Source organism: Pseudoalteromonas sp. GB43 (assembly GCF_054923805.1).
Genome location: NZ_JBPCHJ010000001.1, coordinates 2,132,521 through 2,148,894 on the forward strand (window position 1 = coordinate 2,132,521; position 16,374 = coordinate 2,148,894).

A 16,374-nucleotide genomic window follows, 5' to 3' on the forward strand; every position below is an offset into this window, starting at 1 on the left:
GCTTAAAACTGATAGCTAAAAGAAAACCCAGCCGAAGCTGGGTTTTTTAAGCGAGGTGCTTGGGGATGATTACATCATGCCGCCCATACCACCCATGCCGCCCATGCCGCCCATATCTGGAGCAGCTGGCTCATCTTTCGGGATTTCAGCAACCATTGCTTCAGTTGTGATCATAAGACCCGCGATTGAAGCTGCGTACTGTAGTGCAGAACGCGTTACTTTAGTTGGGTCTAAGATACCCATTTCGATCATGTCGTTGTACTCGCCTGATGCTGCGTTGTAACCGTAGTTACCTTCACCGCCTTTTACTGAGTTAACAACAACAGATGCTTCGTCACCTGCGTTAGTTACGATTTGACGAAGTGGTGCTTCCATCGCACGTAGTGCAACTTTGATACCGTGGCTTTGGTCTTCGTTGTCGCCAGCAAGTTCAACAAGTTTGCTTGCTACGCGAACTAGTGCAACACCACCACCTGGTACAACACCTTCTTCAACCGCTGCGCGAGTTGCGTGAAGTGCATCTTCAACGCGGTCTTTCTTCTCTTTCATTTCGATTTCAGTTGCTGCGCCAACTTTGATTACTGCAACACCGCCAGCTAGTTTAGCCATACGCTCTTGTAGTTTCTCTTTATCGTAGTCAGACGTCGCTTCTTCGATTTGTGCTTTGATTTGTGCAACACGACCATTGATGCCGTCTTCTTCGCCTGCACCGTCGATGATTGTTGTATCATCTTTAGTGATCACAACGCGCTTCGCTGTACCTAGGTCTTCGATTGTCGCTTTCTCTAGCTCTAAACCGATTTCTTCAGAAATAACAGTACCACCTGTTAATACTGCGATGTCTTGTAGCATTGCTTTACGACGGTCGCCAAAACCAGGTGCTTTAACCGCAGATACTTTAACGATACCGCGCATGTTGTTTACAACAAGTGTTGCAAGTGCTTCACCTTCAAGGTCTTCAGCAATGATAAGTAGTGGCTTGCTAGCTTTAGCTACTGCTTCTAATGTAGGTAGTAGCTCACGGATGTTAGATACTTTTTTGTCTACAAGTAGAATGAATGGGTTGTCTAGCTCTACAGCGCCTTTTTCAGCGTTGTTGATGAAGTATGGAGAAAGGTAACCGCGGTCAAACTGCATACCTTCAACTACGTCTAGTTCGTTTTCTAACGACTGACCTTCTTCAACAGTGATAACGCCTGAATCACGGCCTACTTTTTCCATTGCTTCTGCAATGATGTCACCGATTTCTTTATCAGAGTTAGCAGAAATAGTACCTACTTGTGCAATTGCTTTAGTGTCTGCACATGGAACAGACAGTGCTTTAAGCTCTTCAACTGCTGCAGTAACTGCTTTGTCGATACCACGCTTAAGGTCCATTGGGTTCATACCCGCTGCAACTGCTTTTAAGCCTTCGTTTACGATAGCTTGCGCTAATACTGTTGCAGTTGTTGTACCGTCACCTGCAGCGTCATTCGCTTTAGACGCTACTTCTTTAACCATCTGTGCGCCCATGTTTTCGAACTTGTCTTCAAGCTCAATCTCTTTAGCTACAGATACACCATCTTTAGTGATCACTGGAGCGCCGAATGACTTGTCTAATACAACGTTACGGCCTTTAGGACCTAAAGTTACTTTTACTGCGTTTGCTAAAATGTTTACGCCAGTTAGCATTTTGCCACGTGCGTCACCTGCAAAAAGTACTTCTTTTGCTGCCATGATTAAATTCCTCTTAAATTCTGTAAACGGGTTGCTAAACGAAAAGTAGGATTAGCCTACAATGCCTAGAATGTTATCTTCACGCATGATCAGGTACTCTTGACCTTCGATCTTTTCAGCTTTTTCAACATAAGAGCCGAACAGCACAGTGTCACCGGCTTTAACTTCTAATGCTCTTACTTCACCGTTGTCTAAAACACGGCCATTACCAACAGCGATAACTTCTCCGCGAGTTGATTTTTCAGCTGCAGAGCCAGTTAATACAATACCGCCAGCAGACTTAGTTTCTTCTTCTAGACGCTTAACGATGACGCGATCATGTAAAGGACGAATGTTCATTTATTTAGTTCTCCTAACAGTTTCTGAACAGTACAGAAAAAATCTTGTGTTATTGCAGGGGGTTGCTAAGCCACCCGTTGCGTTTCATTGCATTCATTAATGGGGGTGGCTTAAAAAAATCCAAGTAAAAAAATTAAAAAATTTTAATCTTTTCGCTCAAATTCACCATCAATAGTTGTAGGTTGATGGTTTGGCTCTTCATGAGTGGTTGTTTTACTATGATATTGGAAGTGTGTAGAGCCTTGATTTGCCTGTGAACTCATACGCACAGTCGCTTGACTAGCAAGGCTTGCAGCCAGTTTGTTGCGGATTGCTGGCGTAAGTAGTAAAAAGCCAAAAAAGTCAGTCATGATGCCTGGTGTCATTAATAAAACACCGGCGATAATCACACATAATCCAGTAAATAATTCTTTTGCAGGCATTTGCCCTTGTGCCATTTGTAATTGCACGTTTTGAATCGCGCCCATACCTTGCTGCTTCACTAATTTCGCACCGACAATCGCGGTCACAATTACAAGCGCTATGGTGGCAAAGCCGCCGATCACTTCACTCACTTGGATGAGTAACGCGATCTCCACAATCGGCACTAAAATAAATAACAAAAACAAAAATCTAAACATAACGCTCTCTAAAAAATGTCATTCTCTTTCGAGTCAGTGAAATATAAATTGGGGTGAGCAGGTCATTTTTCAAGACGGAACCTAGGATCACCTTGCTCGCTACACATTATAGTTACTATCGGCTACTATGGTGCGACTCACGTAATCAAATAAAGGTTCCTTATGACTACGCATTTTCGACTTATTTTTACGACTTGTGCAAATGAGGCTGAAGCCCGTCAGTTGGCACAACATCTAGTTAAAGAAAAGCTAGCTGCTTGTGTGAACATTTTGCCTACTATTGAATCTATTTACATGTGGGAAGGCGAGGTAACTCAAGCTATTGAGAGTAAGTTACTGATCAAAACTAAGTCAGAAAAAATGAATGAGGTGATCCAAACTATCAAGAAATTGCATAGTTATGAGGTGCCTGAAATTCAGGTCGTTGATGTGGCTACGGGCAATTTAGCCTATTTTAATTGGATGGATGAGGTACTTAATTAATGCGATCGTTCCTTTTATTACTTTGTGCATTGTGGCTTATGCCAGCAAGTGCAAGTAATAACAATTTACTTGGAAATCTACTACAACCTGCGGAGCAAACATTTCTCCCGGTTGATCAGGCGTTTGTTTTCGATTTTGACCAGCAAGGCAAAACCTTATTTATTGGCTGGGATATTGCGCCTGATTATTACCTTTACAAAAAGAAAGTCGAAATTATTGCCAAAGGCGCTGATATTGAAGTTCCTGATCTTGGCAAGGGCGTGATTATTGAAGATGAATTTTTTGGTAAGACCGAGGTATTCTTTGATTCGTTAAGTGTGGTTTCTAAGCTCAGCAACGTCACAGAAGGTGCAGTTGTTAAAGTGCGTTTTCAAGGCTGCGCCGAAGCAGGGTTATGTTATCCGCCAGAAGTTAGAACCATTCCTTTATCTGTGATTGCAGGTGAGCAAGTATCACAGACTGCAGATGCGGGGAACGCATTAGCGGCATTAACACAAGCAGCTGATACAAATGAAGCATCATCAGCGCCCTCTCAAGAAGCATCAAAACCAGCAGGTGAGCAGTCGTATACTGATAAATTGGCATCGCAAGGTTTACTAACGAACCTAGTAATCTTCTTTTTAGTGGGTATTGGTCTGGCTTTTACGCCTTGCGTATTTCCAATGTTTCCGATTTTGTCGAGCCTTATTGCGGGTCAGCAGAATTTGTCGACTAAAAAAGCGTTCTCGCTGTCGTTTGTATATGTACAAGGTATGGCCGTTACTTACGCAGCGCTGGGCTTAGTGGTTGCATCATTAGGTGGGCAAGTACAAGGGTATTTACAGCATCCTACTGTACTAATTAGCTTTAGTATCTTATTTGTATTATTGGCAATGTCGATGTTTGGCTGGTACGAAATCAAATTACCTAGCGGCATGATGAATAAGCTCACTCAGGTTAGTAACCAGCAGAAAGGCGGCAACTATGTTGGCGTATTTATGATGGGTGTATTGTCTGGCTTGATTGCTTCACCGTGTACAACAGCGCCATTGTCTGCTGCTTTACTTTATGTGGCGCAAAGTGGTGACTACCTCGTCGGTGGTTTAACACTTTATGTGCTCAGTTTAGGCATGGGCTTACCGTTATTATTATTGGGGACTTCTGGCGGTAAATTACTACCAAAAGCAGGTGGTTGGATGGAGCAAGTGAAAACCCTATTTGGTTTCATCATGCTGGTCGTGCCGCTTATTCTGTTAGAGCGTATTGTTGATATTGAAATCATTTGGTTAATGGCGGGTTTATTAGCACTTGCTACAGCGCTTTATTTACACCATTGGCAAAGTGGCCAATCACAAGGCAAGCTAAAAACAGCATTGTGGTTTGCAGCAACCTTATTGGTTGTAACTGGGGCAAGTTTAACGAAAAATTATTTTTGGCCTAGTAAAGCGGTAGTTGCTGAAGCTGCTGTACAAACACATGGTTTTAGACAAGTTGCTAATCTAAGTGAATTAAAAGAAGAAATTGCACAGGCAAGTAGCGAGGGGCGCTTAGTGATGGTCGACTTATATGCCGACTGGTGTGTTGCCTGTAAAGAGTTTGAGCACTACACGTTTCCTGATGCTAAAGTGCAAGAGCAATTTGCTCACTTTGAATTAATTCAAATCGATTTAACTGAAAGCGATGCAAAGACCATAGAGCTAATGGAAGAATACACGGTATTTGGGTTGCCGAGCATTTTGTTCTTTGATAGCCAAGGTAATGAGCTTTTAGAGCAGCGTGTAACAGGCTTTTTAAATGCCAAAGACTTTGCAGAACATTTAGCAAAAGTACGAAATACCGCTAAATAAACGCAAACGTGCAAGAAAATAGCAAAACGCCACTCATCTGAGTGGCGTTTTTGTATCTGCATCATGAAAAATAGCAAATTCATTCAGTGAAGCTCAATTTATCAGCAGGAAAACAGCTGGAATGACCCTGTTGTGTGCCTTGCTATGCTTGACTTTGCCACGAATGGGGAGTGATTAGACCAGTATTTTGCTGCTATTTACGTCGAAATATCTATAATAGGTGGTTAACGTGAGAAATAGTTGCTATTTTACATCAGCACGCTTAGGTTAAGCGTGGGTTTATGATGAATATGGTTAAACTGCTTACTTATAGGATATATCGCGTATTATGGCTGCAAAATTCAAACTTTTAGTTCTAAATGGGCCAAATTTAAACATGCTTGGCAAGCGTGAACCAGAAAAGTACGGTACTCAATCTCTTGATGAGATTATAGCTGAACTTAGCTTGGTTGCTGCCGGTCTCAATGTTGATTTAACGCATTTCCAAAGTAACAGTGAAGCTGCATTAATAGAACGCATTCACGATGCATGGCAAATGGTTGATGCAATAATTATCAATCCTGCTGCATTTACGCATACAAGCGTAGCCTTACGGGATGCATTACTCAGTGTAAACATTCCCTTTTACGAGGTGCATTTAAGTAATGTGCATGCTCGAGAAGCATTCCGTCATCATTCGTATTTTTCGGATGTGGCACAAGGCGTCATTATTGGATTAGGAGCAATGGGTTATAAGGTGGCACTTGAAGCTGCTGTTAGCCGGTTGCAAAACACACATTAATTTTTTAAATAACTAACAGGCGGGTCGTTCAATGGATATTCGCAAGATCAAAAAACTTATCGAACTAGTAGAAGAATCTGGTATTGCTGAATTAGAAATCACTGAAGGTGAAGAGTCAGTACGCATCAATCGTAACAACATGTCTGCAGCACCTGCAATGCAGTATGCACCACAGCAGTTTGCAGCACCTGCACCAGCAGCGGCTCAAGCTCCAGCTCCAGTAGCAGAGGCACCAGCAGCAGAAGCGGCTGCTCCAGCTGCACCGACTGGCCATCAAGTTAAATCTCCTATGGTTGGTTCATTCTACTCAGCGGCTTCTCCAGAAGCAGCACCATACGTAGAAGTAGGTTCTAAAGTAAATGTTGGCGATACGTTGTGTATCGTTGAAGCAATGAAGATGATGAACCAAATCGAATCTGATAAAGCAGGCACAGTAAAAGCTATCTTAGTTGAAAATGGCGAGCCAGTAGAATTCGATCAACCTTTATTCATCATTGAATAATAGCGCAACAAAAGGCCAACTCTATGTTAGATAAAGTAGTCATTGCAAACCGAGGTGAAATTGCACTTCGCGTACTGCGCGCCTGCAAAGAGCTTGGGATCAAAACTGTTGCTGTGCATTCAACGGCAGACCGTGATCTTAAGCACGTGTTACTGGCAGACGAAACAATTTGTATTGGTAAACCAGCAGCCACTGAAAGTTACTTAGATATTCCGCGCATTATTGCAGCGGCAGAAGTAACAGACGCAGTTGCTATCCACCCAGGTTATGGTTTCCTTTCTGAAAATGCAGACTTTGCTGATCAAGTTGAGCAAAGCGGCTTTGTATTTATCGGTCCTAAAGGCGACACGATTCGTTTAATGGGTGACAAAGTTTCTGCAATCGAAGCGATGCGTAAAGCCGGTGTACCTTGCGTACCAGGTTCTGATGTCCATTAACGGCAGACAGTGAGCGCAACATTCAAATCGCTAAGCGCATTGGTTACCCTGTAATCATTAAAGCAGCAGGCGGCGGCGGTGGTCGTGGTATGCGTGTTGTTCGCAGCGAAAAAGAACTGATTGATTCAATCGCTCTTACTCAGCAAGAAGCTAAGCAGTTCTTCGGTAATGGCATGGTTTACATGGAAAAATTCCTTGAAAACCCACGTCACATCGAAGTTCAAGTACTGGCAGACGGTCAAGGCAATGCCGTTCACTTAGGTGAGCGTGATTGTTCAATGCAACGTCGTCACCAAAAAGTTGTTGAAGAAGCGCCAGCGCCAGGTATCACAGCTGAAATGCGTAAGTTTATCGGTGACCGTTGTACTCGTGCATGTATCGAAATCGGTTATCGCGGTGCAGGTACGTTCGAATTCTTATACGAAAACGGCGAGTTCTATTTCATCGAAATGAATACCCGTATTCAGGTTGAGCACCCAGTAACAGAAATGGTCACTGGCGTTGACTTAATCAAAGAGCAGCTAAAAATTGCAGCTGGTCAGCCACTATCATTCACACAAGAAGATGTGGTTATTCGTGGTCATGCAATTGAGTGCCGTATTAATGCGGAAGACCCAGACACTTTTATTCCATCACCAGGTAAAATCACGCGATTCCACCCTGCTGGCGGTTTAGGTATTCGTTGGGACAGCCATATCTACGCAGATTACACAGTACCACCTCATTACGATTCAATGATTGGTAAGCTGATCTGTTACGGTGAAAACCGTGATGTAGCTATTGCTCGTTCACGCAATGCGTTAAACGAATTAGTGATCGATGGCATCAAGACCAACACACCACTGCACAAGAAAATCTTGGCAGATGAGAACTTCCAAAACGGTGGTACAAACATCCACTACCTTGAGAAGAAACTAGGTCTGTAAACAAAATTCTGTTTAAGCTAAAAAGCCGGCAACTTTGCCGGCTTTTTTTTGTCAAATTAGTCATAAGAGTGATTCTCGCCTTACAAAATTATTCTGGTATGATTAACAAAGTAATGTGTTTTTAGTTTTTCATGAGGTAATAATGACCGACAGTGTTGGTTTTCCACTCGCTGATGAAGCAGCAACGGTTAATATGGGTAAGCAACTTGCAACCTTAATGGAGCAAGGAGCAGTCATCTACTTACATGGTGATTTAGGTGCCGGTAAAACGACATTAACCCGTGGTATCGTGCAAGGTTTCGGTCATCAAGGTAAGGTTAAGAGTCCAACTTATACACTGGTTGAGCCTTACCAATTAGCCAAAGCTGATGTCTATCACTTTGATTTATATCGCTTAGGTGATCCTGAAGAACTTGAATATATGGGAATTCGTGACTATTTTTCACCACAGGCCATTTGTGTTGTGGAATGGCCTGAAAAAGGCGGCGAATTTATTCCAACACCAGAATCTTGATATCACCCTACGCTATGAAGGCGAGGCGCGTGCTATTACAATTAATAGCTTAACCGAGCGTGGTAAGACTATCGTTCAGCAACTTACGAGCGCGCAAGAATAAACATATAAAAATAAAGGTGTATTAGTAAAAATGGGTCGTTGTACGTTTAAACTATTAACTACTTTGATGTTATTGGTTGTTAGCCAGATTGCGCTTGCACAAAATACCATTAATAGCGTACGAGTGTGGCCCTCACCTGACAGCACTCGAGTGGTCTTTGATTTAAACGATAAGCCTGATTTCAGCTATTTCATGCTGAAAAACCCAGCTCGTTTAGTCATTGATTTAAAAAATACCGACAAACTAGATAGCTTGCCAGCTATTCCTCAAAAGCATCAGATTGTTTCCAAACTGCGTTACTCAAAACCAAAAGACAGCAAAAGTGTGCGTTTTGTCTTTGAGCTAGCCCGTGCCAGTAAACCTGTTGTATTTGCTTTACTACCAACCGATCCCTACAAGCATCGTTTAGTGGTTGACCTTGTTGATAAAACACCGAAGGCTGAGCCCGTTGTTTCGACCAATACCAGTGTGAAAAAACGCGAACTTAATCAAGAGCGCGATATTGTTATTGCCATTGATGCAGGTCATGGTGGTGAAGACCCCGGTTCAATTGGTCCATCAGGCACTTATGAAAAAGATATTACGCTACAAATAGCGAAGCGCTTAGAGCGAATGATAGATGCTGAAAAAGGCATGATTTCGCGTATGGTGCGCCGCAGTGATTACTTTGTAAATCTAAACACCCGTACCAGCATAGCTCGTAAGAAAAAAGCTGATTTCTTTGTGTCGATTCATGCGGATGCCTTTACTAGCCCGCAGCCAAACGGTGCCTCAGTGTGGGTGCTATCACTGCGCCGTGCAAATTCAGAAATTGGTAAATGGATTGAGGATAAAGAAAAACACTCAGAGCTTTTAGGTGGAGCAGCTGGGGTATTAAAAGATACTGCAAGCGAAAAATATTTAGCACAAGCACTGCTAGATATGTCGATGGATCACTCGATGAAAACAGGTTTTAGTGTCGCAGAAGAAGTGGTTAGCGAATTACGAAAAGTGGCTAAAATGCATAAAAAACGCCCGCAAGCGGCGAGCCTTGCGGTATTGAAATCACCCGATATTCCGTCTATTTTGGTCGAAACAGGGTTTATTTCGAATCCGCGTGAAGAGCGAATGCTAAAAACGGCGCAGCATCAGGAGCGCTTAGCTAAAGCAATTTTCACCTCGATTAAAAATTACTACATGAAGAATCCACCAGATGATTCACTATTTGCTAAGTTAAAGTCGCAGTTTCCGACTAAACACAAAGTTCGCCCTGGTGAATCGTTAAGTATTTTAGCAAGCAGATACAACACCTCGGTGAGTAAGCTAAAAACGGCCAACAACTTAAAATCGAATACCTTATTTATTGGTCAAGAGCTTGATATTCCTCAAAGCTAGTCAATTTTCGTGTTAGGAACACTATGAGTATAGAAATACTACCCGCGCGATTGGCTAACCAAATTGCAGCGGGTGAAGTGGTTGAACGCCCCGCATCCGTTGTTAAAGAGCTGGTAGAAAACAGTTTAGATGCTGGCGCAACGCGCATTCAAATAGATATTGAGCGTGGTGGGCATAAGCTAATTCGTATCCGCGATAATGGCTCTGGCATTAATAAAGATGAGCTAACATTAGCCTTGTCGCGCCATGCTACGAGTAAGCTTAAGTCACTCGATGATCTTGAGAACATTTGCTCACTGGGTTTTCGTGGTGAAGCGTTAGCATCAATTAGTTCTGTTTCTCGCTTAACCTTAAGCTCAAAGCCAAAGCAGCAAGAAGCGGCATGGCAAGCGTTTGCTGAAGGTCGCGATATGGCGGTGCAGATTAAGCCAACAGCACACCCTGATGGTACCACCATTGAGGTGAAAGACTTATTTTTTAATACCCCTGCGCGCCGTAAATTTCTTCGCACCGAGAAAACCGAGTTTTCACATATTGATGAGCTCATAAAGCGTATTGCGCTGAGTCGTTTTGATGTCTCTATCACCCTGACTCATAATGGCAAGGTCGTGCGTCAATACCGTGCTAAACCAAACCCTGAGCAAGCGATAAGCCGTGTTGCACAAGTGGCGGGTAAAGCATTTAGTGAACAGGGGCTGCATATTCAGTCAGGTGAAGCAGGTTTGATGTTGCGAGGTTGGGTATTGCCCGTGGGCTCAACGAATAGCACGCAATATACCTATGTGAATAATCGCATGATGCGCGATAAACTCATTTTGCATGCAATCCGCCAAGCCTTTGAAGAAGTCGCTGGCTCTGAAGAGCTGCCAGGTTTTGTCATTTATATTGATATTGACCCACGTCAGGTCGATGTAAATGTGCACCCAGCGAAACATGAAGTGCGTTTTCATCAAGGCCGTTTAGTGCATGACTTTATTCTACAGGCAATAAAACAAGTGGTGGTACCGCTTCAGCATGAAGCTGGTTTTACAGATTATAATGACACTGCTTTTCAGCATGCTTCGTTTGATGAGGCGCACTCAAGCAGCATGCAGCCAAGTTTTACTCAATCAGCGCCAACAGAGCAATATGATTACCCTAAATCTGAATTGCAGCCAACTCGTTCAGGTAGTTACTCTGGGACAACAGGAACAGGGCGCTCTGGTGGTGGCTTTAGTAGCGACAGCCAAGGCCGCAGTAAAACATCGCATCAAGATGTCAATGCCTTTTATCAAGGGATCAGTGAGCAACATGCTGCGCATTTTGACCAAGTACGCCCAGAGCCAAGCGTTACAGTACCGGTTGTTGAGCAAGCTAAGCTTGCCAAATTCATCCACGTACGCGAGGGCGAATGCGTATTTAGTGAAGACAACCAACTCTTTGCTGCGCACTTTAAGCATGCTTTAGCACTCGACTGGCAAGCGCACGTAGAGCAAGCAGGTAGCCTTGACGGCAAAGCCTTATTGTTACCTGTGCGAGTAAATGCAAGTGCTGATGATATTAGTGCGTTAAATGCTCAGCAGTCGTGGTTTACCTTACTTGGTTTTGATTTAGTAATAGAAAAGCAGTTTGTGATGGTTAAAAAGCTTCCGCCTTGTGTGTATTTACTTGATGTAAGTGATGCTATTGAGCGGCTTATTGCTGGCTGTAAAGCCTCACCAAGTTCACTCGATGAATGGTTAGCTTGGTTAGCTCAACAAATACCAACACGTTATTACGCAAGCCAAGCCTTTATGGAGCAAGTAGCTCGGTTAGAAAATAATCCACAAACTATGCAACGTTTACGTCAAAAAGCAGTTAAAATAGAACTATCTCAGTTTTTAAACTAAGCAAGGTATTTAGGCTTGAATAACTTACCCGTCATTTTTTTAATGGGACCAACCGCTGCAGGGAAAACAGATTTAGCAATTTCGCTGTGTGAGCATTTAAACACAGAAATAATCAGTGTTGATTCAGCATTAGTCTATAAAGATATGGACATCGGCACGGCAAAGCCAAATGCCGAAGAGCTTGCTCGTGCGCCGCATCACTTAATTGATATTATTGACCCAGCAGATAGTTATTCAGTGGCAGATTTTCGCCGTGATGCAATTGAAAAGATTGATCTATTTCATCAGCAAGGTAAAGTACCTGTATTGGTTGGCGGTACAATGATGTATTTTAAGTCGCTTATTGATGGCTTATCACCGCTACCAGAGGCATCACCTGAAGTACGTGCTGAACTCGAAAAAGAAGCAGCGCAGTTTGGTTGGCCACATTTGCATAAAGAACTTGTGAAAATCGATCCTGATGCAGCGAAAAAAATGAGCGAAAATGATTCGCAAAGAATTAATCGTGCATTAGAAGTGTATCGTATAACAGGTAAAACAATGACTGAGCTGCAAAAACAAAAGCAGCCTGAGCTTCCTTATACTTTCTATCAATTTGCCATTGCACCTGATGATCGCAGTGAATTACATCAGCGAATTGAGAAAAGGTTTAAAATAATGCTCGATCAGGGGTTTGAAAATGAAGTTTCATCCCTATATAAACGTAAGGATTTACACCCAGACCTACCTTCGATTCGTTGTGTGGGTTATAGACAAATGTGGGATTACATTGCTGGCGATATTGACTATGATGAAATGGTCTTTCGTGGTATTGCAGCCACACGGCAGTTAGCCAAGCGACAACTGACTTGGTTAAGAGGTCGGCCTGAAGTAACTTGGTTGACCACGGGTGATGAAGAAAACTTGCAACGTGTAGTAAGTTCGCTAAGCTAGTAGTAGCTGGAAGTTTTTTAGCTTTGTTAAATTAGTTCAGCTACTTAATTATAATAACACCTAGAACGAAGGAAAATAACATGGCAAAAGGCCAGTCGTTACAAGACCCATTTTTAAATGCGTTACGTCGTGAGCGCATTCCAGTATCAATCTTTTTGGTTAATGGCATTAAATTGCAGGGTAAAATCCAGTCATTTGACCAATTTGTTATTTTACTTGAAAACACCGTAAATCAAATGGTGTATAAACACGCTATTTCAACTGTTGTTCCAGCGCGTTCTGTTAACTTCCAAGGCGTTCAAGGAAGTGATGATTCAGAAGAGCAAGAATCTGGAAATTTTTAAACTTAGGAGCGTAATGCTTGTTTGACCGTTATGAAGCCGGCGAACAGGCAGTTTTAGTTCATATCGACTTACCTAAAGAGGGAGATCGCGAAAATCTTCACGAATTAGAGTTGTTGGTATCTTCTGCTGGTGTTAGTAGTTTGGCGATTGTGCAAGGCAGTCGTCAAGCACCGCATCCGAAACTTTTCGTCGGGACCGGAAAAGCAGAAGAAATCGCTGAAACTGTCAAAATCCACAATGCAGATGTCATTATTTTCAACCATCAACTTAGCCCGTCACAGGAACGCAATTTAGAGCGCGTTTGCCAGTGCCGCGTTCTTGATCGTACGAGTTTGATCTTAGATATTTTTGCGCAGCGAGCGCGAACTCACGAAGGTAAACTTCAGGTTGAGTTAGCTCAGTTACGCCATATTTCTACTCGCTTGATCCGTGGTTGGACCCACCTTGAAAGACAAAAAGGCGGGATAGGGTTACGTGGTCCGGGTGAAACCCAGCTCGAAACCGATAGACGATTACTGCGCGCAAGAATTAAAAATATTCGTGCCCGTTTAGATAAAGTTGCTGTTCAACGTGAGCAGGGGCGACGTGCGCGTACGCGAAATGAAATTCCAACTGTGTCACTAGTAGGTTATACCAATGCGGGTAAATCAACGTTATTTAACCGTATTACTGACTCAGATGTGTATGCTGCTGATCAGCTATTCGCAACCCTAGATCCAACCTTACGTAAGTTAGATATCGGCGATATAGGTCCAATTATTTTAGCGGATACGGTAGGTTTCATTCGTCACTTACCTCATGACCTTGTTGCAGCATTTAAAGCGACCTTAACAGAAACCCGTGAAGCTGATTTACAGCTACATGTTATCGATGTGGCAGACCCTCGTCGAAAAGAAAATATTGAGCAAGTACAGTCTGTTTTAAAAGAAATCGAAGCAGATGAAGTGCCGCAATTATTGGTTTATAACAAAATTGATGCGCTAGATGACGTTGCGCCACGTATAGATAGAAACGACGAAGGTCAACCGGTACGAGTCTGGTTGTCGGCGCGCACTGGCGTTGGCTGTGAATTGCTAAGTGAGGCAATTAAGGAGTTACTTGCCAAGAAGATGTTTGCTGATGAGCTAAAATTACCACCACAACATGGTCGTATTCGTGCAGCATTATTCAACTTAAACGCAGTTCATCAAGAACGTTTTGATGAGCAAGGAAACTGGTTATTATCGGTACGCTTGCCAATGGCAGAATGGAATCGCTTGAAAAAAGAGATGGGACAAGACCTCGACTCTTTTGTAGTGACTGATTAAAAATCGCCAGCATTTGTCTTTTTTAGTATGAGAAATGCTGTAGATTTGATAGATTTAACCTAATTCATTTAGATAACAATGGAGTATAGCTATAATTATGGAATGAACCGGGTAATAATGGCAATGATAAAGATCCGTGGAATAATAAAGGCGGAAAAGATCAAGGCCCACCTGATTTAGACGAGGTAATGCGTAAATTCGGCAACAAGTTTGGCGGTTTATTTGGCGGTAATAAGCCAGGTAAAAACGGCGGCGGACTTGGTGGCGCAGGCATTTCTTTCATCCTTATTATTGCCGTCATTGTATGGGCATTAAGTGGTATTTACACGGTAAAAGAAGCCGAGCGCGGTATTGTTTTACAATTTGGACAATACAATCGCATTGCAGAACCTGGCTTACGTTGGAAAATGACCTTCATTGAACGCGTGATCCCTGTAGATATTGAAGCGGTTCGCTCGTTATCTGCAAAAGGTTTTATGCTGACAGAAGACGAGAACGTGGTAAATGTAGAGTTTGAAGTACAATACCGTGTTATCGATCCACACCTATACAAGTTTAGCGTAACCGACGCAGATGGCAGCTTGAAACAAGCGCTTGATAGTGCTCTTCGTTATGTGATTGGTCATGTAAAAATGGACCAAGTGCTAACAACTGGTCGTGAGTTAGTGCGCCAACAAACGTGGGATGAACTAAACAAAATCATTGAGCCTTACAACTTGGGTATTATCGTAAGCGATGTGAACTTTAAAGATTCACGTCCGCCGGGTGAAGTAAAAGACGCGTTTGATGATGCTATTGCTGCACAAGAAGATGAAGAACGCTTTATCCGTGAAGCTGAAGCTTACGCTCGTGAAATTGAGCCTCGTGCCCGTGGTCAAGTTACGCGTATGACACAAGAAGCAGAAGCGTACCGTGAGCGTATTACTTTAGAAGCGCAAGGTGAAGTAGCACGTTTTGAAAAACTGTTACCTGAGTACCAAGCTGCGAAAGAAGTAACTCGTAAGCGCTTATATATCGATGCGATGGAAGAAGTGCTAGGTAACAGCTCTAAAGTGTTAGTTGATGTAGAGGGCGGTAATAATATGATGTATCTACCGCTTGATAAAATCATGGAAAAGCAAGGTACAGCAACGCGTGTTGCGCTACCAAGCTCAAGTGATATTCAAGATCTTCGCAATAAGTTAAATCCATCACGTAACAGCACGGTTAATTCAAGTAATGATCGTTTCGCAACTGACCGTTTTAATGAGGGGAGATAAGTAAGATGAAAAATTTTAGTTTAGTAATACTTGCCCTTGCAGTTGTGCTGTCTTTTTCTGCGATTTTTGTTGTACAAGAAGGCGAAAAAGCAATTGTCTTATTATTCAGCAAAGTTGAAAAAGACAGTGACGATAACGCTGTAGTATATAATTTACAGGTTTACACTTAAAAGTACCTTTCTTTAGCCAAGTACGTCGCTTAGATGCACGAATTCAAACGCTAGATGGTGAAGCTGACCGCTTTGTTACTAGTGAGAAAAAAGACTTAATCGTTGATTCTTATGTGAAGTGGCGCATTAATGACTTTAGTGCATTTTACCTACGTGCCCGTGGTGATAAGCAATATGCTGAAACACTGCTTAAGCAAAAGGTGAACAATGGACTTCGTACTAATTTCGGTTCTCGTACAATCAAAGAGATTGTCTCTGGCGAGCGTAGTGAATTGATGGAAGAAGCGTTAGTTCAAGCGTCTGAAAGTGCGCAAGAGCTAGGTATTGAAGTACTTGACGTACGTGTTAAGCAAATTAACTTACCACAAGAAGTGAGTAGCTCAATCTTCCAGCGTATGCGTGCTGAGCGTACTGCAGTAGCTAAAGAGCACCGTTCAGAAGGTCAAGAAAAAGCTGAGACAATTCGCGCAGAAGTAGACCGCCGTGTAACCGTAATGCTTGCAGATGCTGAACGTAATGCTCGTACAGTACGTGGTCAAGGTGATGCTGATGCTGCTGCTATCTATGCTAATGCATATAACAAAGACGCTGAATTCTTTGGTTTTATGCGCAGCCTAGAAGCATACAAAAATACCTTTAAAGATAAACAAGACGTGATGGTAATTTCACCTGATAGCGACTTCTTTAATTATATGAAAGGTACAAAAGTACAGTAAGTAATACTCGTATGATCAAAAGCCCCGCAATTTGTGGGGCTTTTTTGTCTCTGTAAGTGATTAATTTTTATTCTTAACAATTTTATAAACCTCTGTTCTGCATGTAGTTGTTTAAGTAATTGAGAAGATAAAAATTCAGGCGCAGAAAAAATAAGC

The 16,374-nt window shown here is 42.6% G+C and carries 12 protein-coding genes and 4 pseudogenes; 13 read left to right on the plus strand and 3 right to left on the minus strand.

Going from position 1 to position 16,374, the window contains the following annotated elements; genetic code table 11:
• Positions 1-69: 69 nt before the first annotated feature.
• The 3 genes from groL to ACRWSG_RS10240 all read right to left on the minus strand — a co-directional run bounded on the left by groL (position 70) and on the right by ACRWSG_RS10240 (position 2,675).
• Positions 70-1,716: a chaperonin GroEL gene (gene groL, locus ACRWSG_RS10230; protein WP_054552424.1), complete on the minus strand. Its 1,647-nt coding sequence runs from the start codon at positions 1,714-1,716 to the stop codon at positions 70-72.
• Between the two features lie 51 nt (positions 1,717-1,767).
• Positions 1,768-2,055 (minus strand): co-chaperone GroES, encoded by a 288-nt coding sequence (locus tag ACRWSG_RS10235; RefSeq protein WP_036973362.1) that lies wholly within the window; start codon positions 2,053-2,055, stop codon positions 1,768-1,770.
• Positions 2,056-2,198: 143 nt separating this feature from the next.
• Positions 2,199-2,675, minus strand: a complete 477-nt coding sequence (locus ACRWSG_RS10240) for an FxsA family protein (protein WP_138600157.1) — start codon at positions 2,673-2,675, stop codon at positions 2,199-2,201.
• A 162-nt stretch (positions 2,676-2,837) separates the two neighbouring features.
• Here ACRWSG_RS10240 and cutA point away from each other — a divergent pair, with 162 nt between their 5' ends.
• The 13 genes and pseudogenes from cutA (at position 2,838) to hflC (ending at position 16,218) form a co-directional block, all read left to right on the plus strand.
• The gene (gene cutA, locus ACRWSG_RS10245) at positions 2,838-3,158 is read left to right on the plus strand and encodes a divalent-cation tolerance protein CutA (RefSeq protein ID WP_054552426.1); all 321 of its coding nucleotides are present in this window, start codon (positions 2,838-2,840) and stop codon (positions 3,156-3,158) included.
• Positions 3,158-4,984, plus strand: coding sequence for a protein-disulfide reductase DsbD (locus ACRWSG_RS10250; RefSeq protein WP_138600158.1), 1,827 nt, complete (start codon positions 3,158-3,160; stop codon positions 4,982-4,984). The genes cutA and ACRWSG_RS10250 overlap by 1 nt, the downstream gene beginning before the upstream one ends.
• Positions 4,985-5,312: 328 nt before the next feature.
• Positions 5,313-5,765, plus strand: coding sequence for a type II 3-dehydroquinate dehydratase (gene aroQ, locus ACRWSG_RS10255; RefSeq protein WP_138600159.1), 453 nt, complete (start codon positions 5,313-5,315; stop codon positions 5,763-5,765).
• 31 nt (positions 5,766-5,796) lie between these two features.
• Positions 5,797-6,267: an acetyl-CoA carboxylase biotin carboxyl carrier protein gene (accB, locus tag ACRWSG_RS10260; RefSeq protein WP_138600160.1), complete on the plus strand. Its 471-nt coding sequence runs from the start codon at positions 5,797-5,799 to the stop codon at positions 6,265-6,267.
• 23 nt (positions 6,268-6,290) lie between these two features.
• Positions 6,291-7,630, plus strand: a pseudogene (gene accC, locus ACRWSG_RS10265) (acetyl-CoA carboxylase biotin carboxylase subunit).
• A gap of 142 nt (positions 7,631-7,772) precedes the next feature.
• A pseudogene (tsaE, locus tag ACRWSG_RS10270) lies at positions 7,773-8,247 on the plus strand (tRNA (adenosine(37)-N6)-threonylcarbamoyltransferase complex ATPase subunit type 1 TsaE).
• Between the two features lie 66 nt (positions 8,248-8,313).
• Positions 8,314-9,621, plus strand: a complete 1,308-nt coding sequence (locus tag ACRWSG_RS10275) for an N-acetylmuramoyl-L-alanine amidase (protein WP_235374215.1) — start codon at positions 8,314-8,316, stop codon at positions 9,619-9,621.
• A gap of 23 nt (positions 9,622-9,644) precedes the next feature.
• Positions 9,645-11,489 carry a DNA mismatch repair endonuclease MutL gene (gene mutL / locus ACRWSG_RS10280; RefSeq protein WP_462166204.1) on the plus strand — a complete coding sequence of 615 codons (1,845 nt, stop codon included), beginning with the start codon at positions 9,645-9,647 and terminating at the stop codon, positions 11,487-11,489.
• A 15-nt stretch (positions 11,490-11,504) separates the two neighbouring features.
• Positions 11,505-12,422 carry a tRNA (adenosine(37)-N6)-dimethylallyltransferase MiaA gene (gene miaA, locus ACRWSG_RS10285; RefSeq protein WP_462166205.1) on the plus strand — a complete coding sequence of 306 codons (918 nt, stop codon included), beginning with the start codon at positions 11,505-11,507 and terminating at the stop codon, positions 12,420-12,422.
• A gap of 80 nt (positions 12,423-12,502) precedes the next feature.
• Positions 12,503-12,766, plus strand: coding sequence for an RNA chaperone Hfq (gene hfq, locus ACRWSG_RS10290; protein ID WP_054552435.1), 264 nt, complete (start codon positions 12,503-12,505; stop codon positions 12,764-12,766).
• A gap of 17 nt (positions 12,767-12,783) precedes the next feature.
• Positions 12,784-14,073, plus strand: a complete 1,290-nt coding sequence (gene hflX, locus ACRWSG_RS10295) for a ribosome rescue GTPase HflX (RefSeq protein ID WP_462166206.1) — start codon at positions 12,784-12,786, stop codon at positions 14,071-14,073.
• 98 nt (positions 14,074-14,171) lie between these two features.
• Positions 14,172-15,332, plus strand: a pseudogene (hflK, locus tag ACRWSG_RS10300) (FtsH protease activity modulator HflK); the annotation flags it as partial.
• Between the two features lie 5 nt (positions 15,333-15,337).
• Positions 15,338-16,218: pseudogene (gene hflC, locus ACRWSG_RS10305) on the plus strand (protease modulator HflC).
• Positions 16,219-16,374 lie beyond the last annotated feature (156 nt).